23 protein-coding genes are annotated in these 21,064 nt (G+C 74.4%); 18 read left to right on the top strand and 5 right to left on the bottom strand.

Features of this window, described 5'->3' with window-relative positions; all coding sequences use genetic code 11:
- Positions 1-295: 295 nt before the first annotated feature.
- The 8 genes from dapE to AC0GKK_RS10505 all read left to right on the top strand — a co-directional run bounded on the left by dapE (position 296) and on the right by AC0GKK_RS10505 (position 5,767).
- Positions 296-1,369: a succinyl-diaminopimelate desuccinylase gene (gene dapE / locus AC0GKK_RS10540; RefSeq protein WP_489884006.1), complete on the top strand. Its 1,074-nt coding sequence runs from the start codon at positions 296-298 to the stop codon at positions 1,367-1,369.
- 91 nt (positions 1,370-1,460) lie between these two features.
- Positions 1,461-2,243 carry an LOG family protein gene (locus AC0GKK_RS10535; protein ID WP_224403482.1) on the top strand — a complete coding sequence of 261 codons (783 nt, stop codon included), beginning with the start codon at positions 1,461-1,463 and terminating at the stop codon, positions 2,241-2,243.
- Complete coding sequence (locus AC0GKK_RS10530) at positions 2,243-2,839, top strand: LOG family protein (RefSeq protein ID WP_073577739.1); 597 nt, start codon at positions 2,243-2,245, stop codon at positions 2,837-2,839. Before AC0GKK_RS10535 ends, AC0GKK_RS10530 begins: the two co-directional genes overlap by 1 nt.
- Positions 2,840-2,843: 4 nt before the next feature.
- Entirely contained in the window at positions 2,844-3,845 is a 1,002-nt protein-coding gene (locus AC0GKK_RS10525) for a glucosyl-3-phosphoglycerate synthase (RefSeq protein ID WP_489883705.1), read from the top strand.
- Positions 3,846-3,880: 35 nt separating this feature from the next.
- A complete protein-coding gene (locus tag AC0GKK_RS10520) occupies positions 3,881-4,243 on the top strand; it encodes a DivIVA domain-containing protein (RefSeq protein WP_178374339.1) in 363 nt (120 codons plus the stop codon).
- Entirely contained in the window at positions 4,218-4,805 is a 588-nt protein-coding gene (locus AC0GKK_RS10515) for an SRPBCC family protein (RefSeq protein ID WP_482636630.1), read from the top strand. The genes AC0GKK_RS10520 and AC0GKK_RS10515 overlap by 26 nt, the downstream gene beginning before the upstream one ends.
- Positions 4,802-5,428 (top strand): DNA-3-methyladenine glycosylase I, encoded by a 627-nt coding sequence (locus AC0GKK_RS10510; protein ID WP_489883704.1) that lies wholly within the window; start codon positions 4,802-4,804, stop codon positions 5,426-5,428. Before AC0GKK_RS10515 ends, AC0GKK_RS10510 begins: the two co-directional genes overlap by 4 nt.
- A gap of 171 nt (positions 5,429-5,599) precedes the next feature.
- A complete protein-coding gene (locus tag AC0GKK_RS10505) occupies positions 5,600-5,767 on the top strand; it encodes a DUF3117 domain-containing protein (protein WP_010241564.1) in 168 nt (55 codons plus the stop codon).
- Positions 5,768-5,847: 80 nt separating this feature from the next.
- On the opposite strand, the gene glgA is transcribed toward AC0GKK_RS10505, so the two are convergent.
- Positions 5,848-7,011 (bottom strand): glycogen synthase, encoded by a 1,164-nt coding sequence (glgA, locus tag AC0GKK_RS10500; protein ID WP_489883703.1) that lies wholly within the window; start codon positions 7,009-7,011, stop codon positions 5,848-5,850.
- Positions 7,012-7,148: 137 nt separating this feature from the next.
- On the opposite strand from glgA, the gene glgC reads away from it, so the two are divergent.
- Positions 7,149-8,384, top strand: a complete 1,236-nt coding sequence (gene glgC, locus AC0GKK_RS10495) for a glucose-1-phosphate adenylyltransferase (RefSeq protein ID WP_208819300.1) — start codon at positions 7,149-7,151, stop codon at positions 8,382-8,384.
- Between the two features lie 37 nt (positions 8,385-8,421).
- On the opposite strand, the gene AC0GKK_RS10490 is transcribed toward glgC, so the two are convergent.
- Positions 8,422-9,054 (bottom strand): O-methyltransferase, encoded by a 633-nt coding sequence (locus AC0GKK_RS10490; protein ID WP_062400469.1) that lies wholly within the window; start codon positions 9,052-9,054, stop codon positions 8,422-8,424.
- A 167-nt stretch (positions 9,055-9,221) separates the two neighbouring features.
- Here AC0GKK_RS10490 and sigE point away from each other — a divergent pair, with 167 nt between their 5' ends.
- From sigE to tatB, 4 genes are all read left to right on the top strand, one after another.
- Positions 9,222-9,863, top strand: a complete 642-nt coding sequence (sigE, locus tag AC0GKK_RS10485) for an RNA polymerase sigma factor SigE (RefSeq protein WP_062400471.1) — start codon at positions 9,222-9,224, stop codon at positions 9,861-9,863.
- Positions 9,860-10,510, top strand: coding sequence for an anti-sigma factor family protein (locus tag AC0GKK_RS10480; RefSeq protein WP_489883702.1), 651 nt, complete (start codon positions 9,860-9,862; stop codon positions 10,508-10,510). Before sigE ends, AC0GKK_RS10480 begins: the two co-directional genes overlap by 4 nt.
- Before the next feature lie 119 nt (positions 10,511-10,629).
- On the top strand, positions 10,630-12,207 hold the full coding sequence (locus AC0GKK_RS10475) for a S1C family serine protease (protein ID WP_489883701.1): 1,578 nt from the start codon (positions 10,630-10,632) through the stop codon (positions 12,205-12,207).
- Between the two features lie 18 nt (positions 12,208-12,225).
- The gene (tatB, locus tag AC0GKK_RS10470; RefSeq protein WP_251785702.1) at positions 12,226-12,672 is read left to right on the top strand and encodes a Sec-independent protein translocase protein TatB; all 447 of its coding nucleotides are present in this window, start codon (positions 12,226-12,228) and stop codon (positions 12,670-12,672) included.
- Positions 12,673-12,745: 73 nt separating this feature from the next.
- On the opposite strand, the gene AC0GKK_RS10465 is transcribed toward tatB, so the two are convergent.
- Positions 12,746-14,149, bottom strand: coding sequence for an amidase (locus AC0GKK_RS10465; RefSeq protein WP_489883700.1), 1,404 nt, complete (start codon positions 14,147-14,149; stop codon positions 12,746-12,748).
- 5 nt (positions 14,150-14,154) lie between these two features.
- Positions 14,155-15,141, bottom strand: coding sequence for a D-2-hydroxyacid dehydrogenase (locus AC0GKK_RS10460; protein WP_489883699.1), 987 nt, complete (start codon positions 15,139-15,141; stop codon positions 14,155-14,157).
- Between the two features lie 96 nt (positions 15,142-15,237).
- Between AC0GKK_RS10460 and AC0GKK_RS10455 the strand changes: the two genes are divergently transcribed.
- From AC0GKK_RS10455 to AC0GKK_RS10435, 5 genes are all read left to right on the top strand, one after another.
- Positions 15,238-15,735: a DUF3830 family protein gene (locus tag AC0GKK_RS10455; protein WP_489883698.1), complete on the top strand. Its 498-nt coding sequence runs from the start codon at positions 15,238-15,240 to the stop codon at positions 15,733-15,735.
- A 39-nt stretch (positions 15,736-15,774) separates the two neighbouring features.
- Entirely contained in the window at positions 15,775-16,503 is a 729-nt protein-coding gene (locus tag AC0GKK_RS10450; protein WP_251785694.1) for a maleate cis-trans isomerase family protein, read from the top strand.
- 9 nt (positions 16,504-16,512) lie between these two features.
- On the top strand, positions 16,513-17,184 hold the full coding sequence (locus AC0GKK_RS10445) for a GntR family transcriptional regulator (RefSeq protein WP_482638678.1): 672 nt from the start codon (positions 16,513-16,515) through the stop codon (positions 17,182-17,184).
- A gap of 63 nt (positions 17,185-17,247) precedes the next feature.
- Positions 17,248-18,177 carry an AEC family transporter gene (locus AC0GKK_RS10440; protein ID WP_489883697.1) on the top strand — a complete coding sequence of 310 codons (930 nt, stop codon included), beginning with the start codon at positions 17,248-17,250 and terminating at the stop codon, positions 18,175-18,177.
- A gap of 406 nt (positions 18,178-18,583) precedes the next feature.
- A complete protein-coding gene (locus AC0GKK_RS10435) occupies positions 18,584-19,840 on the top strand; it encodes an aspartate aminotransferase family protein (protein ID WP_489883696.1) in 1,257 nt (418 codons plus the stop codon).
- 74 nt (positions 19,841-19,914) lie between these two features.
- Here AC0GKK_RS10435 and AC0GKK_RS10430 read toward each other — a convergent pair whose 3' ends face one another.
- Positions 19,915-21,063, bottom strand: coding sequence for an Mrp/NBP35 family ATP-binding protein (locus AC0GKK_RS10430; RefSeq protein ID WP_062400483.1), 1,149 nt, complete (start codon positions 21,061-21,063; stop codon positions 19,915-19,917).
- Position 21,064 lies beyond the last annotated feature (1 nt).

Below are 21,064 nucleotides of genomic sequence, written 5' to 3'. Positions count from 1 at the left end.
CCGATACGCAGCGGGCAGGTCCGGGGGCGCCCCCAGAAGGCGAACGGAGACCGTTCACGCCCCGACCCTGCCCCGATCCGGGGGCGACGGGAGGGGCGCGAGAGGCGCCCGTGGGCCCGTGCTGCGTATTGGTGAGCAGAGCAAAGCCACGACCAGGGAGCCCCCCCCGGCGACGCGGCACGGGCCGGGGGCGTCGATCCGGCGCCGCGGCGGTCGGTCCGGAGTGCCCGCGCGGCCGGGTCGCGGAGGAGGGGCGCCCGGGCGGGTCGGTAGCGTCGGGCCGGTGACGACGACGCTGCCCGCGCTGGACCTCACGTCCGACCCGGTGACCCTGACCGCCGCGATGGTCGACATCGCCAGTGTGTCCGGGGACGAGCGGCGCCTCGCCGACGCGCTCGAGGCCGCACTGCGGACCCAGGCACCGCACCTGGAGGTGCTGCGGTCCGGTGACGCGGTGCTCGCGCGCACCGATCTGGGGCGTCCGCACCGCGTGCTGCTGGCCGGGCACATCGACACCGTGCCGATCGCGGACAACGTGCCGTCGCGCCGCGACGACGGGATCGTGCACGGCTGCGGCACCTCGGACATGAAGTCCGGCGATGCCGTCTTCGCGCATCTCGCGGCCACGCTGGCCGAGCCGAGGCACGACCTCACCCTGGTGTTCTACGACTGCGAGGAGATCGAGGCGGAGCGCAACGGGCTCGGCCGCATCGAGCGCGAGCACCGGGACTGGCTCGACGCCGACCTCGCGATCCTCGGCGAGCCCACCGACGGCACCCTCGAGGCCGGCTGCCAGGGCACCCTCCGCGTCGAGCTGCGGACCGCGGGACGACGCTCGCACTCGGCGCGGTCGTGGCTGGGGGACAACGCGATCCACCGGGCCGGGGAGATCCTCTCGCGGCTGGCGGCGTACCGGCCGCGGTGGGTGGACATCGACGGCTGCGAGTACCGCGAGGGTCTGCAGGCCGTGCGGATCGGCGGCGGGGTCGCGGGCAACGTCGTCCCGGACGAGTGCGTCGTCACCGTGAACTTCCGGTTCGCCCCGGACCGGTCCGCCGAGCAGGCCGTCGAGCACGTCCGAGAGGTGTTCGACGGGTTCCCGCTCGTCGTCACCGACCTCTCGCCGGGTGCGCTGCCGGGCCTGTCCGCGCCGACGGCCGCGGAGTTCGTCGCCGCGACCGGGGCCGTGCCGCGGGCGAAGTACGGCTGGACCGACGTCTCCCGCTTCGCCGCGCTGGGCATCCCGGCGGTCAACTACGGGCCCGGCGACCCGAACCTCGCCCACACCCGCGAGGAGCACGTCGCCGAGGACGCGATCACCGCCTGCACCGAGGTGCTGCGCCGCTACCTCGCGGGCCACCCCGCCTGACCGGAGCCGGCCGGCCGGGCCCGCGCCGACGACAGCGCCGACGACCCCACCGGCGGGGGCGGGGCGTCGCCGCCCGAATACCGTGATCGCCATGGCCGACGAGAACGCCGATCCCCGGACGCTGCACGAGAAGCAGCCCGAGAAGCAGCGTGGCCCGGTGGTGCTGCGCGGCGAACGCAGCATCGAGCCGACCACCACCGACCAGCGGCTGCTCGACTCCCGGGGCCCGGCCGACTGGGTGCACACCGACCCGTGGCGGGTGCTCCGGATCCAGGCCGAGTTCGTCGAGGGGTTCGGGATGCTCGCCGAACTCCCGCGCGCGGCGACCGTGTTCGGCTCGGCCCGCACGCAGGCCGGCTCCCCGGAGTACGAGCTGGGCCGCGAGCTCGGGGCGCGGCTCGCCGGAGCCGGGTTCGCCGTCATCACCGGGGGCGGCCCGGGCGCGATGGAGGCCGCGAACCGCGGTGCCTCCGAGGCGGGCGGGCTCTCGGTCGGGCTCGGCATCGAGCTGCCGTTCGAGCAGGGCCTGAACCCGTGGGTCGACCTCGGGATCAACTTCCGCTACTTCTTCGCCCGCAAGACGATGTTCGTGAAGTACTCGCAGGCGTTCGTCTGCCTGCCCGGCGGGTTCGGCACGCTCGACGAGCTGTTCGAGGCGCTCGTCCTCGTGCAGACCAAGAAGGTCACGAAGTTCCCGGTCGTCCTGCTCGGCAGCGACTACTGGGGCGGCCTCTACGACTGGATCGCCAAGACCGTCCTCGCCGACGGCAAGATCAGCGAGAAGGACCTCGACCTGCTGCACGTCACCGACGACATCGACGACGCCGTCGACGTGGTCAACGAGGCCTACCACGCCTGGGAGGAGACGCACTGATGGCCGGTCCGGAGCCCGGGTTCGCCGTCTGCGTCTACTGCGCCAGCTCCGACGGCGTCGCCCCGCACTACCTCGACCTCGCCCGGGAGGTCGGCCGGGCCGTCGCCGCCCGCGGCTGGACGCTCGTGTCCGGCGGGGGCCGCAAGTCGATGATGGGTGCGGTCGCGGCCGGCGCCCGGGAGGCGGGCGGCCGCACCGTCGGGGTCATCCCGCGGTCCATGGTCGAGCGCGAGTGGGCCGACCACGACAGCGACGAGCTGCTCGTCGTCGAGAGCATGCGCGAGCGCAAGCAGCAGATGGAGGATCGTGCCGACGCGTTCCTCGCGCTGCCCGGCGGCATCGGGACCTGTGAGGAGCTCTTCGAGGTCTGGACGGCCGGGTCGCTCGGCCTCCACGGCAAGCCGGTCGTGCTGCTCGACCCCGACGGCCACTGGGACGGCCTCGTCGACTGGGTCGCCGGCCTCGCCGACCGCGGGTTCGCCTCACGGGCCCCGATCGAGCGGCTGCGGCAGGTCCGCGGCGGCGACTCCGCTCCGGCCGACCCCGCCGGGCTGGCCGGCGCGGCGCTCGACGAGTGCGCCCGTCCGCTCACCTGAGCCCGTGACCCTCTCCGCCCGGCTCGCCGCCCGCAAGGACGGCCGTCGCATCGCCGTCGTCCTGCCCGCCCTGGACGAGGAGGCGACGGTCGGTGCGCTCGTCGCCGGGCTGACCCGGCTGTGCGAGGGCCCGTCCCCGCTGGTCGACGACCTCGTCGTCCTCGACTCCGGGAGCAGCGACCGCACCGCGGAGTGCGCTGCGGCGGCCGGGGCACGGGTGCTCGGCCGCGAGCGTGCGGTGCCCGGCGTCCGGGTGCTGCCGGGCAAGGGCGAGGCGATGTGGCGCGCCGTCGTCGCCCTGGGGAACGGGCCGCGCCCGGCCGACCTGGTCTGCTTCGTCGACGCCGACCTCGTCGACCCGCACCCCGAGCTCGTCGAACGGCTCCTCGCGCCGCTGCTCACCCGGCCCGGGACCGCGCTGGTCAAGGGCTACCACCGGCGCCCGCTCACCGGCCCCGGCGGTGCCTGCGGCCCCGACGAGGCGAGCGGGCACGAGGGCGGCCGTGTCACCGAGCTGCTCGCCCGCCCCCTGCTCGCCGCGCTCCGCCCCGGGCTGCGGCACGTCCGCCAGCCCATCGGGGGCGAGTACGCCGCCACCCGCGAGCTGCTCGACCGGCTCCCGTTCGCGACCGGCTACGGCGTCGACATCGGCCTGCTGCTCGACACCGACGCCGACACCGTCGTCGGCGGGACCGCGGCCATCGCGCAGGCCGACCTCGGCGTGCGCCGGCACCGCAACCGCCCGCTGCACGAGCTCGGCCGCACCTCCCGCGAGGTCCTCGCCACGGCCCTGGCCCGCTGCGGGGTCGAGGACTCCGGCGCGGGACTCACCGCGTTCCTCCCCGACGACGCCCTCCCCGGCCACGTGCGCACCGGCCACGGTACGGAGACGGGATGGCGCACCGAGACCCGTCCGTTGCGCCAGGTGGACCGGCCCCCACCAGGCCGGGTGCGCGACGGGGGGTCCGCCGAGCCGGTGGTCGCACCCGCCGCCCGCGTGGGGTGAGACCCGTCGTCGGACCGGCGTGATGAGATGGCGGCATGGGGACCGCCCTCGCGTACGTGATCGTCCTGGCCGGCGTCGCCGCGCTGGTGTTCGTGTTGGCGGCCGCGGTCTTCGGCCGCGGGGAGGAGCTCGCCCCGCTCGCCCCGGACGCGACACCCACCCGGCTGCCCGCCCGCGAGGTCTCCGGAACCGACGTCCGTGACCTGCGTTTCCAGCAGGTGCTGCGCGGATACCGGATGGCTGAGGTGGACTGGGCACTCGACCGGCTGGCCGGCGAGCTGGACCGGGTCCGGACCGACCGGCACGAGCTGGCCGACCGGGTGGCCCGGTTGGAGGCGACGATCGCGCGGATGCGCGCCGAGGAGGACCCGGGTGACGAGCAACGACGGCAGTGGTGATGGCGGTACCGCAGGCAGGAGCGGGGACGGCCGCGACGGCGGGGTCGGCGACCGCACCCCGGGCGTGCGGCCGGCCGGTGGCGGCCGGGTGGAGCTGACGGTCCCGGTCGACGTCAACGTGCCCGCCGACGTCCTGTGGGAGGTCGTCTCCGACCTCGAGGGCCAGTCGGACTGGATGCTCGGCACGACCGTCGAGATCACCGCGGGCGACGGCCGCTCGGTCGGCACCGAGCTGCGCGCGGTCACCGGGGTCGGGCCGCTCGGCGTCGCCGACACGATGCGGGTCACCGAGTGGACCGAACCACCCGCCGGTGCGCCGGGGGAGCGGCGGATCGTCGTCACCCACACCGGCACCGTGATCCGCGGCGACGGCGTGTTCGTCGTCGTGGAGCTGGGCCCGGCGCGGTCGCGGTTCCTGTGGACCGAGCTGCTCGACCTGCCGCTCGGCGCGCTCGGCCGGTTCGGCTGGCCGCTGGTGCGCCCCGCGTTCCGGGCCGGGGTCGCGCACTCGCTGCGCGGGATGGCCGAGCGGACCGAGGACCGCTACCGGGCCGGCCGGTGACATCGCCCGGCCCCTCGGCCCACGACGACCGCCCCCGCTGCGACTGGGCGCTCTCAGCACCGGACTACGTCGCCTACCACGACGACGAGTGGGGCCGCCCCGTCCACGGCACCGCGGCCTGGTTCGAGCGCATGAGCCTGGAAGCGTTCCAGTCCGGGCTGTCCTGGATCGTCGTACTGCGCAAGCGCCCGGCGTTCCGCGAGGTCTTCGCCGGCTTCGACCCGGACACGGTCGCCCGCTTCGGCGACGACGACGTGGCCCGCCTCCTCGGCGACGCCCGGATCGTCCGCAACCGGATGAAGATCGAGGCCACGATCTCCAACGCCCGCGCCGTGCTCGACCTCCTCGACGCCGGCGACGACCTCGGCGCGTTCCTCGCCTCCTACGCACCCGACCCGGCCGACCACCCGCGCCCGGCACGGCTGTCCGACGTCCCCGGCTCCACACCCGCGTCGACGGCGCTGTCGAAGGCGCTCAAGAAGCGCGGCTTCCGGTTCGTCGGTCCCACCACCTGCTACGCACTCATGCAGGCGACCGGTCTGGTCGACGACCACGTCGCGTACTGCTGGCGTGCCGGGGCCGCCCCGAAGGGCCCGCGGGGGACCGGACCGGGGTCGCCGTAGCGTCGCCGGGCCGTTGCGCTGCGTGAACGCCGCGGGTATCGCTGCCGAGCCGTGATCGCCTCGGTTGCACCTCGGCGCCGGTGATGGGGGACAATGTGGTCCCACGGTCGGCGCGTGCCCCGAGCGCGCACCGGGGAACGACAGTTGTGGATGTTGACGGAGGACGGACGAATGGCCGCGATGAAGCCCCGCACCGGCGACGGGCCCATGGAAGTCACCAAGGAGGGCCGGGGCATCGTGATGCGCGTCCCGCTCGAGGGTGGCGGGCGTCTCGTCGTCGAGATGACCCCGGACGAGGCCACCGACCTCAGTGAGGCGCTGAAGTCGACCGTCGGCTGACGGCCGACGGAACGGACACGACGCGGCGGGACCGGGGAACCGGTCCCGCCGTCGTCGTACCCGGGGCCCGGTGACGGGCCTCAGGCCACCGACTCGTAGACCTCCAGCGTCCGCCGGGCCATCTCGGCCCAGGCGAACTCGGCGACCGCACGCTCCCGGCCCCGCTCACCCATCGTCGCGGCCCGTCGCGGGTCCGCGACCAGCGCGTTGACCGCCTCGGCCAGTGCCGCCTCGAACGCGGCGGTGTCGGCCGGGTCGTAGTGCGCGAGGAGGCCGGTCACGCCGTCGTCGACGACCTCCGGGATCCCGCCGACGTCGGAGGCGACCACGGCCGTACCGCAGGCCATCGCCTCCAGGTTCACGATGCCCAGCGGCTCGTAGACCGAGGGGCACACGAACACCGTCGCCGCCGACAGCAGCTGGCGGACCTCGCCGGTGGCGAGCATCCGCTGGATCCACACGACGCCGTCGCGCGAGGCGGACAGCTCCGCCACCGCCCGCTCGGTCTCGGCCGCGATCTCCTTCGTGTCCGGGGCGCCCGCGCACAGCACGACCTGCGCCGACGGGTCGAACCGGTGCGCCGCCGCGACCAGGTGCCCGAGGCCCTTCTGCCGGGTGATCCGGCCGACGAACACCACGAGCGGCCGGTCCGGGTCGACGCCATGCGCCAGCAGCGCGTCGCGGGCCGGGTCGGGCGCGTAGAACTGCGTGTCGATGCCGTTGTGCACCACGTGCACCAGGTCCGGGTCGATCGCGGGGTAGGCGTTCAGCACGTCGCGGCGCATGCCGTGGGAGACCGCGATGACGGCGTCCGCCGCCTCGTAGGCGGTCCGCTCCACCCACGACGACAGCCGGTACCCGCCGCCGAGCTGCTCGGCCTTCCATGGCCGCAGCGGCTCCAGCGAGTGGGCCGTGACCACGTGCGGGCGCCCGTGCAGCAGGCCGCCGATGTGGCCCGCCATGTTGGCGTACCAGGTGTGGGAGTGCAGCACGTCGCAGCGCTCCAGCTCGGCGGCCATCGACAGGTCCACCCCGAGCGTGGTCAGCGCCGCGTTCGCCCCGTCCGGCAGCGGCGGCGCGGAGTGCGCGCGCGCGTCGGCCGGGGCGTCGCTGCCCGGTTCGGCGAAGCAGTGCACGTCGACGTCGACGAGCTCCCGCAGGGCGGGGACGAGATGTCCCACGTGGACTCCGGCGCCGCCGTAGACGGCGGGCGGGTATTCACGGGTGAGAAGGCCGACGCGCACGGGCCGGGACGCTACCGGGGCGGGCGGACGCGGCGCGAGGAGTCCGCCGGGCGATCGCTGCGTCCGATCCGGTCCGACCCTGCCCGGCGGGCCCGGACGTATGGCCCCGCCACCGGGCGCCCACTAGTGTTCACGCCATGCGACCGACCGCGTCCGGACGTCTTCCCGGAAGGGTTCTCGGCATCGTGCTGGCCGGTGGCGAGGGGAAGCGGCTCTGGCCGCTCACCGCGGACCGTGCCAAGCCCGCCGTCCCGTTCGGTGGCAACTACCGGCTCATCGACTTCGTGCTGTCCAACCTCGTGAACTGCGGGATGGACCGGCTGTGCGTGCTGACCCAGTACAAGTCGCACTCGCTGGACCGGCACATCTCGACGACGTGGCGGCTGTCGTCGGTGCTCGACCAGTACATCACCACCGTCCCGGCCCAGCAGCGTCTCGGCAGGCGCTGGTACACCGGCTCGGCGGACGCGATCTTCCAGAGCCTCAACCTGGTCTACGACGACCAGCCCGAGTACATCGCCGTGTTCGGCGCCGACCACGTCTACCGGATGGACCCGGCGCAGATGATCGCCCAGCACGCCGAGTCCGGCGCGGGCGTCACCGTCGCGGGGATCCGGGTGCCGCGGGCCGAGGCCAAGGCGTTCGGCTGCATCGCCTCCGACGAGACCGGCCGCATCACCGAGTTCCTCGAGAAGCCGTCCGACCCGCCGCATGTGCCGGACGACCCCGAGGTGACCTTCGCCTCGATGGGCAACTACGTGTTCACCACCGAGGCGCTGCTCGACGCGCTGAAGGCCGACGCGGCGAACGCCGACTCCGACCACGACATGGGCGGGGACATCATCCCGGCGCTCGTCGCCAAGGGTGACGCGCACGTCTACGACTTCGCCGACAACGTCGTCCCCGGCGCCACCGAGCGCGACGCCGGCTACTGGCGCGACGTCGGGACCATCGACGCCTACTACGACGCGCACACCGACCTCGTCTCGGTGCACCCGATCTTCAACCTCTACAACCAACGCTGGCCCATCCGCACCGCGGTGCCCGCGCTGCCGCCGGCGAAGTTCGTCGAGGGCGGCATCGCGCAGGACTCGATCGTCGGCGCGGGCACGATCATCTCCGGGGCGATCGTGCGCCGGTCGGTCATCAGCCCGAACGTGTCGGTGTCGGGCGGTGCGGAGGTCTCGGACTCGGTCGTGCTGCCGGGCGCCCGGATCGGCCGGGGCGCGGTCGTGCGCCGGGCGATCCTCGACAAGAACGTCGTCGTCCCCGACGGCGCGCTGATCGGCGTCGACCTGAACCTCGACCGCAGTCGCTACACCGTCTCCAACGGCGGCGTCGTCGTCCTGGGCAAGGGCGTCACGGCACAGTAGCGCTCACCTGCCGGTGCCGGTGCCGCGTTCGCTCCGCTCACCTGCGGACGGCGCAGAGCATCCCGTCCGCGACCGGCAGCAGCGCCGACAGCAGGCGCTCGTCGTCGCGGACCAGCGCGGCGGTCTCGCGCAGTGCGGCCGTACCCGGACCGTGCGCGGCACCCGGCTCGGCGACCCGGCCGCCGTCGAGCACACCCTCCAGCACCAGCACCCCGCCCGGCCGCAGCAGCCGGATCGCCTCGGCCAGGTAGCCGGGGTACTCGGCGGGGACGGCGTCGGCGACGACGAGGTCGTAGCCGCCGTCGGTCAGCCGCGGCAGCACCTCCAGCGCCATCCCGTTGATCAGCCGTGCGCGCCCTGGCCCGTACCCGGCGGCGAGGAAGGTGCGCCGGGCCGAGCGCTGCAGCTCCGGGTCGACGTCGATGGTGGTCAGCGTCCCGTCCCCGGCCATGCCGCGCAGCAGGTACAGCCCGCTCACCCCGGCTCCGGTCCCGATCTCGACGACGGCCCGCGCGGAGACCGTCGCGGCCAGCACCGACAGCGCCGCCCCGCCCGCCGCGGAGATGGGGTGCGCGCCCGCCGCCGTGCCCAGTGCGCGGGCCTCGCCGCACGCGTCGTCCTCGGCGAGGTAGCCCTCGGCGTACGCGGCCGCCCCCGCGGGTGTGCTCATGGCGCAAGATTATCGCCGCATGATCCGTCGTCGGTTTCACAGACTTCTCTCAGACGGGTTTCACATCCTCCTCATGGGTGGCGGGCAGTCTGTGGTGCAACGAACGAAGCCTCGCGGCCGATCGACACCACGACACGGTCGCGACTCCACGGAGGTGCCCCGCCCCGATGTCCGCCCCTCGCGCAACCGACGACGCCCCGTTCCGGGACGCCGCCGCCGGTACCCGCCCCGGTGAGGGTGCCGACTGGACCCCGCCCACCTGGGACGAGGTCGTCCGGGAGCACGCCGACCGCGTCTACCGACTCGCCTACCGCCTGTCCGGCAACCAGCACGACGCCGAGGATCTCACCCAGGAGACCTTCATCCGGGTGTTCCGGTCCCTGGCGTCCTACAAGCCGGGCACCTTCGAGGGCTGGTTGCACCGCATCACCACGAACCTGTTCCTCGACATGGTCCGCCGCCGCGCCCGGCTGCGGATGGAGGGCCTGCCCGAGGACACCGACCGGCTCCCGGGCGGCGGCCCCGAGCCCGAGACCGTGTTCGCGATCAACCACCTCGACCCGCACCTGCAGGCCGCGCTGGACGAGCTGCCCCCGGACTTCCGCGTCGCCGTCGTCCTGTGCGACGTCGAGGGCCTGTCCTACGAGGAGATCGGCGCCACCCTCGGGGTGAAGCTCGGCACCGTCCGCAGCCGCATCCACCGGGGGCGGACCGCGCTGCGGGCGTCGCTGGAGCGGCACCGCGCGGCCGCGGCGGAGGAGCAGGCGGTGGCATCCGACCGCGGTCCGGTGGCAGAGTTGGTCCCGTGACCGAGCGACGGCGTTTCCAGGTCGTCCCCCCGGACTGGGGGACGACCCACCTGACGCTCGAGGCGGTCGTCGCCTTCGTGGACGACGAGCTGGCCGCCGGTCCGCACGACCGCGCCACCCGTCACCTCGAGCGCTGCGCCGACTGCGCGGTGGAGGTCGCCGAGCAGCGGCGGGCCCGCACCGCGCTGCGCGGTGCCGACGCCCCCACGCTGCCGCCGTCGCTGATGTCGACGCTGCGCGCGATCCCGCAGGACACCGAGCTGCCCCCGCCGCCGGCGGGCCTGTCGCTCACCCCGGACGGCCAGCTCGTGTCGGTGCTGCGCCCGGCGCCGGTCGAGGGCGACCACGGCCGTCGCGCCAGCCGGTCGCGACGGGTGCGTCTGGGCACCGGTGCCGCCGTGTCCGGGCTGGCGCTCGGCGCGCTCGCGTTCGGTCTGCCCGCCGCCACTACCGCCACCCCGGCCGGGCCGGTCGTCCCCGGCCCGGGTGCCGCGGCCGTCGCCCGGTTCGCGGCCACCCCGGTGCCCGCCTCGTCGCGGCGGACGGCCGTCCCGGCCGCCACCACGGTGGGCTCGACCGGTGCGCCGCTGTCGCCGACGACCTCGGCCACGCCGACCGGTGACGCCGACATCTCCCCGACGCCCTGACGCGTCACCGATACACCGACTTCACCGCCCGCCGGGCAGGCTGTGCGGGTGTACTGGGTGGACGCCGTGCCGGCTGATCGATCGTCGGGAGCAGTCTCCCCGGGCTCCGGGGTGACCCGGTGAGCGACGACCGCGGCATCCGCCCGGACGGCGCAGCCGACCCGGAGGCCCACGGCTCCGCCCCGCCGCGGCTGCGACCCCGCCCGCTGGACCGTCCCGCGACCGACCCCGGCGAGCAGGCCGCCTTCGGCCGCCCGGACGGTGTCGGCAGCTCGTTCGCGCCGCCGTCGTCGCACCTCGGGTCGAACGGGTCGCTGCCGACGGTGCCCCCACCGACCGCCGCGGTCGCCCGCGCGTTCGGCCGCCCGGACCGCACACCCGGCGGCGACCCCGCCGGTGGTCTGCAGCGTCCGCCCGGTGCGTCGGGCGACGCGCTGCGCGGGGGTGAGCAGAGCGCCGAGCAGGACCCGTTCTGGCCCGGCGGCTCGACCGGCGACCCGTGGCGCGACCCGGGCACGCCGGTCGTCGCCGCCCCTCCGCCCGGCGACGGCGACGGCCCCGGTGGGGGTCCCCGGCCCGACGGCCCCCGGCTGAGCGTCCGCGAGGTCCTGTTCGGCAGGCGGGTTCAGCCGCGCGCGCTGGCGCTGCTCGGCGTGCTCGCCCTCGTCGTCGGTGCGGCGGGCGGCCTGATCGGGCACTGGACGGCCACCGCGGCGAGCGCACTGACCAGCCCCGGAGCCGTGCTGAGCGCGACCGAGCCCGCCCGGGAACGGCCGCCCGGCTCGGTGTCGGAGGTCGCCTCGCGGGTGCTGCCCGCGGTCGTCTCGCTGGAGGTGACCGTCGGCAACCAGGCGGGCAACGGCTCCGGCGTCGTGATCGACCCCGCGGGCTACGTGCTCACCAACGACCACGTCGTCGCGCCGGCGACCGGACCGGGCCAGGGCACCATCGAGGCCCTGTTCTCCGACGGCTCCCGCGTCCCGGCCACCGTGGTCGGCGCGGACCCGATGACCGACCTCGCGGTGGTCAAGGTGCCCGTCGCGAACCCGACGGTCGCCGCGATCGGCCGCTCCGGCGAGCTCGCCGTCGGCGACGCGGTGATCGCGATCGGGTCGCCGTTCGGCCTGGCGGGCACGGTGACGACGGGGATCGTGTCGGCCGTCGACCGCCCGGTGCGGCTCGACCCCGAGGGCAGTGCGGGCGACGCGGTGATCGACGCCGTGCAGACCGACGCCGCGATCAACCCCGGCAACTCCGGCGGCCCGCTGGTGGACGCGACCGGCGCCGTCGTCGGCATCAACACCGCGATCCGTAGCGCGGGCGGCGCCGAGTCCGGGGCGCAGGGCGGCTCGATCGGCCTGGGCTTCGCCATCCCGATCGACGACGCCCGCGCCATCGCCGAGGAGCTCATCCGCACCGGCCGCGTGGCGCACGCCGACCTCGGTGTCAACGCCCGCTCGGTCACCGACGGCGCCACGGACGGCGCCCAGGTGCAGAACGTCGTCGCCGGGGGACCGGCGGCCGCGGCCGGGATCGCCGACGGCGACGTCGTCGTCGACGTCGCCGGGCGCCCCATCGCCAGTGCCGACGAGCTCGTCGTCGCCGTCCGCGAACACGCCCCCGGCGAGCAGGTCCCGGTCGGTCTCGTCCGCCAGGGACGACCGCTCACCGTGACCGTCACGCTCGGGCAGCGCTAGTACCCGTACGCTGGCGCTGTGTTCGAGAACATCGGCATGCCGGAGATCCTCGTCCTGGTCGTGGCGGGGCTCTTCATCCTGGGCCCGGAACGGCTGCCCGAGGCCGCGGCCTGGGTCGGTCGCGCGGTCCGCCAGGTCAAGGAGTTCGCGAGCGGCGCCCAGAACCACCTGAAGAAGGAGCTGGGCCCGGAGTTCGACCAGATCCAGCAGCCGCTCAACGACCTGCGCAGCCTGCGCTCGCTCAACCCGCGCACCGCGATCACCCGCAGCCTGTTCTCCGACGACGGGTTCGCCGGCCCGGTCAAGCCGAACGGCTTCGCCCCCGGCGCCGGGACCGCCGCGGCGGCCGGTGGCGCGGCGGCGGCCGGGGGCGCGGCCGCGGCGAGCACCCCGCCGCCCGTCCGGGAGCCGCAGCCCCCGCTCGCCTCGGGCGAGAAGCCCCCGGTCGACTGGGACGCCACCTGAGCCCACCCGCTCCGACGGCCCCCGGCGCCGCACCCGATCCCGGGGTGCGGCGCCGGCGTCGTACGGGACGGGGTCAGCCCAGCAGCGGGGGCCTGCGCAGGTGGTGCGTCGTCGCCTGCTGATAGGCGTGCGCGGCGGCAAGCACCGTGGCGTCGGCGTGCCGCGGCCCGACGACCTGCAGCCCCACCGGCAGCCCGGCGGAGGTGAAGCCGCACGGCACCGACGTCGCGGGCTGCTGGGTCATGTTGAACGGGTAGGTGAACGGTGTCCACGACGTCCAGCGTGGGTCGTGCCAGCCCTCGGGGACCTCCCGGCCGCCCTCGAACGCGGTGATCGGCAGCGTCGGGGTGAGCAGCAGGTCGTACTCGGAGTGGAAGGCGCCCATCAGCGTCCCCAGCTCGTTGCGCACGGCCATCGCGCCCAGGTAGTCCAGCGCCGAGACCCCGGCGCCCTGCTCGGCGATCTCCACCAGCGCCGGGTCCATGGCCTTCCTGGCCTCGGCGCCGATCGGCTCCAGGGACTTCGCGGCCGCGGCGAACCAGAGCGTGTGGAACGGCTCGATCGGGTCGGCGAAACCGGGGTCGGCGTTCTCGACGGTCGCGCCGAGCTCACGGGCGAACACCGCGACCGCCTTGGCGACCAGCGCCGCCACCTCCGGGTCGACGTCGACGAACCCGAGGGTGGGGGAGAACGCGATCCGCAGGCCCTGCGCGCCCCCGGCGAGCCGCTCGACGGCGGACTCGCGGGGCACGTCGAACACCCACGGGTCGCGGGTGTCGGGCTGGGCGACGACGTCGTGCAGCAGCGCGGCGTCGTCGACGGTGCGGGTCATCGGGCCGACGTGGGCGAGCGTCCCGAACGCCGAACCGGGGTAGTGGGCGATCCGGCCGTAGGTCGGCTTGTGCGCGACGGTGCCGGTGAACGCGGCCGGGATGCGGACCGAGCCGCCGGCGTCGGTGCCCAGCGACAGCGGGCCCATCCCCAGCCCGACGGCCGACGCCGAGCCCCCGGACGAGCCGCCGGCCGTCCTCGTCGGGTCCCACGGGTTGGTGGTGACGCCGGTCAGCGGTGAGTCGGTCACGCCCTTCCACGCCAGCTCGGGCGTGGTGTTCTTCCCGATCAGCACCGCACCCGCGGCGCGGACCCTGGCCACCGGCGGGCCGTCGACCTCGAACGGCCCGTCCGGCGACGTCGTCGTCGAGCCGCGGCGGGTGGGCCAGCCGATGGTCAGGAGCATGTCCTTGATCGAGGTGGGGACGCCGTCGAGCGGCCCGACCGGCTCCCCGGCCTGCCAGCGCGCCTCGGAGTCCTTCGCCTGCGACAGCGCCGAGTCCGCGTCGACCAGGCAGAACGCGTTCACCGCGCCGTCGTGGGCCTCGATCCGGTCCAGCGCGTCGCGGGTGGCCTGCACCGGCGAGATCTCGCCGCTGCGGTAGCCCGCCAGCAGCTCGGTGGCGCTGAGGTCTGCGGTCGTCACGGCAGTCACACCTTTCCTGCGGATGAGCTCACGTACCCACGTTCGGGGTCCACCACGTTGCGCAGCTCCCGGCCGTCCCGGAAGCGCGCGAGGTTGTCGGCGAACAGCTCGACGAGCATGTCCTTCCAGCCGACGACGTCACCGGACATGTGCGGGGAGAGGAGCACGTGCTCCATCGTCCACAGGGGCGAGGTCGCGGGCAGCGGCTCGACCTCGAACACGTCCAGGGCGGCGCCGGCGAGCCGCCCGGTCGCGAGCGCGTCGGTCAGGTCGTCCTGCACGACGAGCGCGCCCCGGCCGACGTTGACGACCCGCGCCCGCTCGGGCAGCAGGGCGATCGTCCCGGCGTGCAGCATCCCGCGGGTGGCATCGGTCAGCGGGGCGGCGAGCACCAGGTGGTCGGTGTCGGGCAGCAGGCCGGGCAGCTCGTCGAAGGCGTGTACGCCGTCCGCGGCGCGCCGGCCGACCAGTCGCACCCGCATCCCGACCGCGCCCAGCAGGTCGGCGACGGCGCGTCCGATCGGCCCGCTCCCGACGACCGTCGCGACCTTCCCGGCGACGGTCTCGGTCTCGCGGTGGCGCCAGGTCCGCTCCCGCTGCAGCGCGAGCGAGCGGGCGGTGTCCTTGGCGAACGCGATCACCGCGCCGAGCACGAACTCGGCGATCGGGCGGTCGAAGACCCCGCGCGAGTTGGTGAGCGTCGCGCCCGAGGCGAGCAGCGCGGGGAAGGCGACCCGGTCGACGCCGGCGCTGGCGGTGTGCACCCAGCGCAGCGCGGAGGTGTCGGTGGCCTCCCAGACGTCCTTGACGGCGTCGGAGGTGAAGTCCCAGGTGAGCAGGACGTCACTGCCCGGCAGTGCGTCGGCGAGCTCGCGTGCGTCGGCGGCGAAGCGGAGACGTGCGTCACCGGCGTGTCGCTCGAGGCCGGGCGGGGTCTCCCCGCCGTGCAGCACGGCGACGGTGATGGGGTCCTGACCAGCGGAAACCGGCAACGGGAGATCCTGTCGGTAGGGAGGTCGGGCGGCGTTGACACGCTAGGAAGCGCACCTACGATTGTCAACAATCCGCGTATCGGACAGGGGGATCGGATGACGAAGCTGATCAGGATCGAGCTCGCGAAGATTGGCGTCACGTGCACCGCGAGGCTGCTGGAGGCCGAGGCGCCGCGCACCGCCGCGGCGGTCTGGGAGGCGCTGGCCGACGGCCCGCGGGGCGGCGACGCGCAGCACGCCAAGTACGCCCGCAACGAGGTCTACACGATCGTCCCGCGGTTCGGTCCGCGGATCGGGCAGGAGAACCCGACGGTCACGCCCATCCCGGGCGACGTCTGCTACTTCGACTTCCACGGCGGGATGCTCGACAGCGCGTTCAAGGACGACCAGGGCATCGACGCCGCCGAGGGCGGGATCGACCTCGCGATCTTCTACGGGCGCAACAACCTGCTGCTCAACGGCGATGTCGGCTGGGTGCCGGGCAACGTGTTCGCCACCATCGTCGACGGGCTCGAGGAGATGGCGACCGCCTGTCACGACGTGTGGCGCGCGGGCAGCGTGGGGGAGCGGCTCGTCTACTCGCGGGCGTCGTGACCCTTGCGGTGAGGCGGTCTCTGTAGGATTGTCGACAACATGAGCACGGTCGGATTCCTCTACCCGGGCTTCTCCGCCGAGGACGACTACCCGCGCGCCGAGAAGCTGCTGACCGACGGCAGCCGGCTCGCCCTCGTCCACACCGCGATGCCCGAGGACGCCCACCGCGAGGACGCGCTGCTGACCATCGGCGGCGACGAGGTCCTCGCCGACGGCGCGCGCCGGGTCGCCGCGGAGGCGGGCCCGCTGGACGCGGTCGTCTGGGCCTGCACCTCGGGGTCGTTCATCTTCGGCCCCGAGGGTGCCGCCCGGCAGGTCGCGGCGCTGGAACGGGTGTCGGGGGTGCCGACGTCGAGCACGTCGTTCGCCTTCGTCGACGCCTGCCGGCGGCTCGGGATCCGTTCGGTGGCGGTCGGGGCGACCTATCCGCCGGACGTCGCCGGTGCCTTCGTGCACTTCCTGACCCACCACGACATCTCCGTGCACACGCTGTCCGCCCGCGACATCATCACCGCCGCCGAGGTCGGGACGTTGCCGCCCGAGACCGTGCTGGAGTTCGCCGCCGCGGTGGCCTCGGACGCGCCCGGCGCCGACGCGGTGCTGCTGCCCGACACCGCGCTGCACACCGTGGACGTGCTCGACGCGCTGGACGCACGCGTGGGCAGGCCGGTGCTGACCGCGAACCAGGTGAGCATCTGGCAGGGACTGCGTCTCGCCGGGGCCGACGTCGACCGTCCCGGCCTGGGGACACTGTTCCGGAGAGGGTGAGTCGTGGGGCTGGACGTCTCGGAGCTCGAGCCGGTGAGCCGGCGCTCCACCGCGGAGATCGTCGCCGACCGGATCCGTGCGGCGATCATGCGCGGCACGTTCGCGCCGGGCACCCAGCTCGGCGAGGTGGATCTCGCGAACCGGCTGGGGGTGAGCCGCGGCCCGCTGCGCGAGGCGATGCAGCGCCTCGTCGCCGAGGGTCTGCTGCGCAGCGAACGCCACCGCGGCCTGTTCGTGCGCGAGCTCGGTCCCGACGACGTCCGTGACGTCTACCTGGCCCGCACTGCCGTCGAGCGGGCCGCGGCGCTCAAGGTGTTGGAGGGTGACCTGGCGGCGGCCGTCGTCGCGCTGGAGATCCCGCTCGGCGTGATGGCCGCCGCGGCCGAGGCGGGCGACGCCGTGGCCCTCGCCGACGCCGACCACGACTTCCACGCCGCGCTCGTCGCCGCGTCGGGGAGCCCGCGGCTGCGCCGGATGACCGAGGGCCTGCTCGTCGAGACCCGGATGTGCCTCGCCGCGTTCCAGCAGACGGCCCCGCCCGCCCGGGCGCTGCTCGCCGAGCACGAACGGCTGCGCGACGCCCTGCGCGACGGCCGCACCGAGCTGCTGCTCGACCGGTTGGCCGCCCACATGGACGACGCCGTCACCCGCATCCTCGCCGCGATGCCCGGAGCGGCCTGAGCGCCTGTGAGCCGAACCGCCGGACACCGCGGGGACTAGTTCGCATACGTAACATGTCGGCACGTGGTGGGTGTCCTCGAAGGTTTCCTGGTCATCGGCGTCGTCGTGGTCGTCGGGTACGTCCTCGGCCGCGGAGGCCTGCTCGGTGACCAGGGTTCGAAGGTCCTCGCCCGCACCGCCTTCTTCGTCGCGACGCCCGCGCTGCTGTTCACCACGCTCAGCCGTTCGGACGTCGGCGCCGTCTTGTCCTCGGGGCTGGTCGTCACCGCGCTCACCAGCACCCTGGCCTGCCTGCTGTTCGTGCCGGTCGCGCTGCTGCGCCGCCGCCCGGCAGGCGAGGTCGTCGTCGGGTCGATGGCGTCCGGCTACGTCAACGCGGGCAACCTCGGCATCCCGATCGCGGCCTACGTGCTCGGCGACTCCGCCGCCGTCGCCCCGGTGCTGCTGTTCCAGCTCGCGATCCTGACCCCGCTGTTCACCACCCTGATGGACGTCCTGCCCGGCGACGGCCGCGGCGAACGCCCCGGGTGGGTCCGGATCGCCCTCGCCCCGCTGCGCAACCCGATCGCGATCGCCACCGCCGCCGGGCTGACCGTCTCCGCGACGGGCGTCGTGCTGCCCGAGCCGGTGATCGCCCCGGTCGAGTTGCTCGCCGACCTCGCGGTGCCCGCCATGCTGCTCGCGTTCGGGATCTCCCTGCACGGCGCCCGCCGCCCCGGTACGGGGGAGACCGCGGGCTCGGTGTGGACCGCCGTCCTGATCAAGAACGTGCTGCACCCGCTGATCGCGTGGGCCTTCGCCGCGGGTGTGCTCGGCCTGACGGGCCCGGCGCTGCTCGCCGCGGTGGTGCTGGCCGCCCTGCCCACCGCGCAGAACGTGTTCGGCTACGCCGTGCGCTACGACCGCGCCGTCCCGCTGGCCCGCGACGTGGCGCTGGCCTCGACCGTCGTCGCCGTCCCGGTACTGCTGGTGATCGCCGCACTACTGGCCTGACTAGGGCTTCCTCGTCGCCACGTCCGGGACGTGGGGGTCCTTCGCCCGTCCCTTTGCTCTGCTCACCGATACGCAGCACCGGCCACGCGCCGGCGCCGGGCGGCCGCACGACGGGCCGGCCACCCGGGTCGAGCGTGCGCCGAGATGCATCCCAGCGGGCCGTGGAGATCGACAACTCCCGTTGAGCTGCATCTCGACGCCGCCGAGGGCTGTCCGCCCGGCAGCGCGGGCCCGCCCGGGGTCGCAGCGCCGGGGCGTTCCGGGTGCGTGCTGCGTATCGGTGAGCAGAGCAAAGGCGGGCCCGACCGACCCTTGCCCGGACCCACCCGCCCGTGTTTCCCTAGGATTGTCGACAACTCGACAACCTGAGACGCACCACCCTCGACGCATCAGGAGCTGCGAACCCATGGCACAGCTGTCCCCGCTGCTCAAGCAGGCCACCCCGGTCCAGGCCGCCCGCGGTGAGGGCGTCTACCTGTACGACACCGATGGGCGCCGCCACCTCGACTTCACCGCCGGCATCGGCGTCACCTCCACCGGGCACTGCCACCCGTCGGTCGTCGCGGCCGCCCAGGAGCAGGTGGCCACGCTGATCCACGGCCAGTACACGACCGTGATGCACCAGCCGCTGCTGACGCTGGTCGAGCGGATGGGCGACGTGCTGCCCGAGGGCATCGACTCGGTGTTCTTCACCAACTCCGGCTCCGAGGCCGTCGAGGCGTCGGTGCGGCTGGCCCGCCAGGCCACCGGCCGGCAGCTGATCGTCGCGTTCGACGGCGGCTTCCACGGGCGCACCATGGGTGCCGCGGCGCTCACCACCTCCGGGGCGAAGATCCGGGCCGGGATCGCCCCGATGATGGGCGGGGTCGCGTTCGCGCCCTTCCCCTACGCCTACCGCTACGGCTGGTCCGAGGAGCAGGCCGTCGCGTTCGCCCTGTCCGAGCTCGACCGGCAGCTGGCGAGCACCGCGCCGGCGTCCGACGTCGCCGCGTTCATCGTCGAGCCGGTGCTCGGCGAGGGCGGCTACGTCCCGACCCCGCCCGCGTTCCTGCACGGGCTGCGCGAGCGCGCCGACCGGCACGGCATCCTGCTGATCGCCGACGAGGTCCAGACCGGCTACGGCCGCACCGGGAAGTTCTGGGGCCACCAGCACGCCGAGGGCCTCACCCCGGACATCATCGTCACCGCCAAGGGGCTCGCGTCCGGCTTCCCGCTCTCGGCCATCGCCGCGCCGAAGGCCCTCATGGAGAAGGCGTGGCCCGGCTCGCAGGGCGGTACCTACGGCGGCAACGCCGTCGCCTGTGCCGCCGCGCTCGCCACGCTCGAGGTCGTGCAGGGCGAGGGCCTGGTCGAGAACGCCCGCGTGCAGGGCGAGAAGCTCCTCGCCGGCGTCCGGGACGCCGCGCAGGGCATCGCCGCCATCGGCGACGTCCGCGGCCGGGGCCTGATGGTCGGCATCGAGTTCGTCGACGCCGACGGCAAGCCCGACGGCGCGACCGCGGCGAAGGTGCACGCCGCGGCCGCCGCGCAGGGCCTGCTCCTGCTGACCTGCGGTGTGTACGGCAACGTCGTCCGGATGATCCCGGCGCTCGTCGTGACCGCCGAGCAGGTCGACGAGGCCCTGGCGCTCTGGACCAAGGCACTGAACGACGCGCTGTCCTGAGATCCGCCCCCGGGGGAACGGACGAGGCCCCGCACACCTGCCGGTGTGCGGGGCCTCGTCGTCGGAGGTGCGGGTCAGCGCCCGACGGGGGAGATGTTCAGGCTCATCCCGGCCAGACCGCGGGCCTTCACGGTCAGCTTCTCCGCGATGGCGTCGAGGGCCTGCGCCGCGGCCGACTCCGGCTTGCCGAGCACGATCGGGGTCCCGGCGTCGCCGCCCTCGCGCAGCGCGACGTCGAGCGGGATCTGGCCCAGCAGCGGCACCGTGGTGCCGACCGTGCGGCTCAGCGAGTCCGCGACGATCTGCCCGCCACCGGAGCCGAAGATCTCGTTGCGCGAGCCGTCGGGCATCTCCATCCAGGACATGTTCTCCACGACCCCGGCCAGGCGCTGGCGGGTCTGGGTGGAGATCGACCCGGCCCGCTCGGCGACCTCGGCGGCGGCCTGCTGCGGAGTGGTCACGACCAGCAGCTCGGCGTTCGGCACGAGCTGGGCGGTGGAGATGGCGACGTCGCCGGTACCCGGGGGCAGGTCGAGCAGCAGCACGTCCAGGTCGCCCCAGAACACGTCGGCGAGGAACTGCTGCAGCGCGCGGTGCAGCATCGGGCCACGCCAGACGACCGGGGTGTTGCCGTCGGTGAACATGCCGATCGAGATGACCTTCACGCCGTGCGACTGCGGCGGCATGATCATGTTCTCGATCTTGGTGGGCCGGTCCGCGGCACCGATCATGCGCGGGACCGAGTGGCCGTAGATGTCGGCGTCGACCACGCCGACCTTCATCCCGCGCCGGGCCATGGCCGCGGCCAGGTTGACGGTGACCGAGGACTTGCCGACGCCGCCCTTGCCGGACGCCACGCAGAACACGCGGGTCAGCGAGCCGGGCTGGGCGAAGGGGATGACGGGCTCGTCGGCGTCGCCGCGCAGCGAACGGCGCAGCTCGGTGCGCTGCTCGTCGCTCATCACGTCGAGCTCGACCTCGACCCGCTCGACGCCGGGGACCTTCGAGACCGCCTCGGTGACGCGGGAGGTGATCGTCTCGCGCATCGGGCAGCCCGCGACGGTCAGGTAGACCCCGACGTGGGCGAGGCCGTCGGCGGAGACGTCGACGCTCTTGACCATCCCCAGCTCGGTGATCGGCTTGTGGATCTCCGGGTCCTCGACGGTGCCGAGGGCTGCGCGCACGGCCTCGACGACGGTGCTGGTGCTGCCGGTGACGGACATG

Source organism: Pseudonocardia sp. P-1, assembly GCF_058111925.1.
Note: the sequence above shows the minus strand (reverse complement) of the source record. Positions and strands in the feature narration are given on the sequence as shown.

Excerpts from the sequence above, each read along its gene's own strand:
- glgC (WP_208819300.1), top strand. The coding sequence starts at position 7,149 with ATGCGACCGACCGCGTCCGGACGTCTTCCCGGAAGGGTTCTCGGCATC.
- AC0GKK_RS10520 (WP_178374339.1), top strand. The coding sequence starts at position 3,881 with ATGGGGACCGCCCTCGCGTACGTGATCGTCCTGGCCGGCGTCGCCGCG.
- AC0GKK_RS10430 (WP_062400483.1), bottom strand. The coding sequence starts at position 21,063 with ATGTCCGTCACCGGCAGCACCAGCACCGTCGTCGAGGCCGTGCGCGCA.
- AC0GKK_RS10505 (WP_010241564.1), top strand. The coding sequence starts at position 5,600 with ATGGCCGCGATGAAGCCCCGCACCGGCGACGGGCCCATGGAAGTCACC.
- AC0GKK_RS10490 (WP_062400469.1), bottom strand. The coding sequence starts at position 9,054 with ATGAGCACACCCGCGGGGGCGGCCGCGTACGCCGAGGGCTACCTCGCC.
- AC0GKK_RS10530 (WP_073577739.1), top strand. The coding sequence starts at position 2,243 with ATGGCCGGTCCGGAGCCCGGGTTCGCCGTCTGCGTCTACTGCGCCAGC.
- sigE (WP_062400471.1), top strand. The coding sequence starts at position 9,222 with ATGTCCGCCCCTCGCGCAACCGACGACGCCCCGTTCCGGGACGCCGCC.
- AC0GKK_RS10450 (WP_251785694.1), top strand. The coding sequence starts at position 15,775 with ATGAGCACGGTCGGATTCCTCTACCCGGGCTTCTCCGCCGAGGACGAC.
- AC0GKK_RS10535 (WP_224403482.1), top strand. The coding sequence starts at position 1,461 with ATGGCCGACGAGAACGCCGATCCCCGGACGCTGCACGAGAAGCAGCCC.
- AC0GKK_RS10455 (WP_489883698.1), top strand. The coding sequence starts at position 15,238 with ATGACGAAGCTGATCAGGATCGAGCTCGCGAAGATTGGCGTCACGTGC.
- AC0GKK_RS10435 (WP_489883696.1), top strand. The coding sequence starts at position 18,584 with ATGGCACAGCTGTCCCCGCTGCTCAAGCAGGCCACCCCGGTCCAGGCC.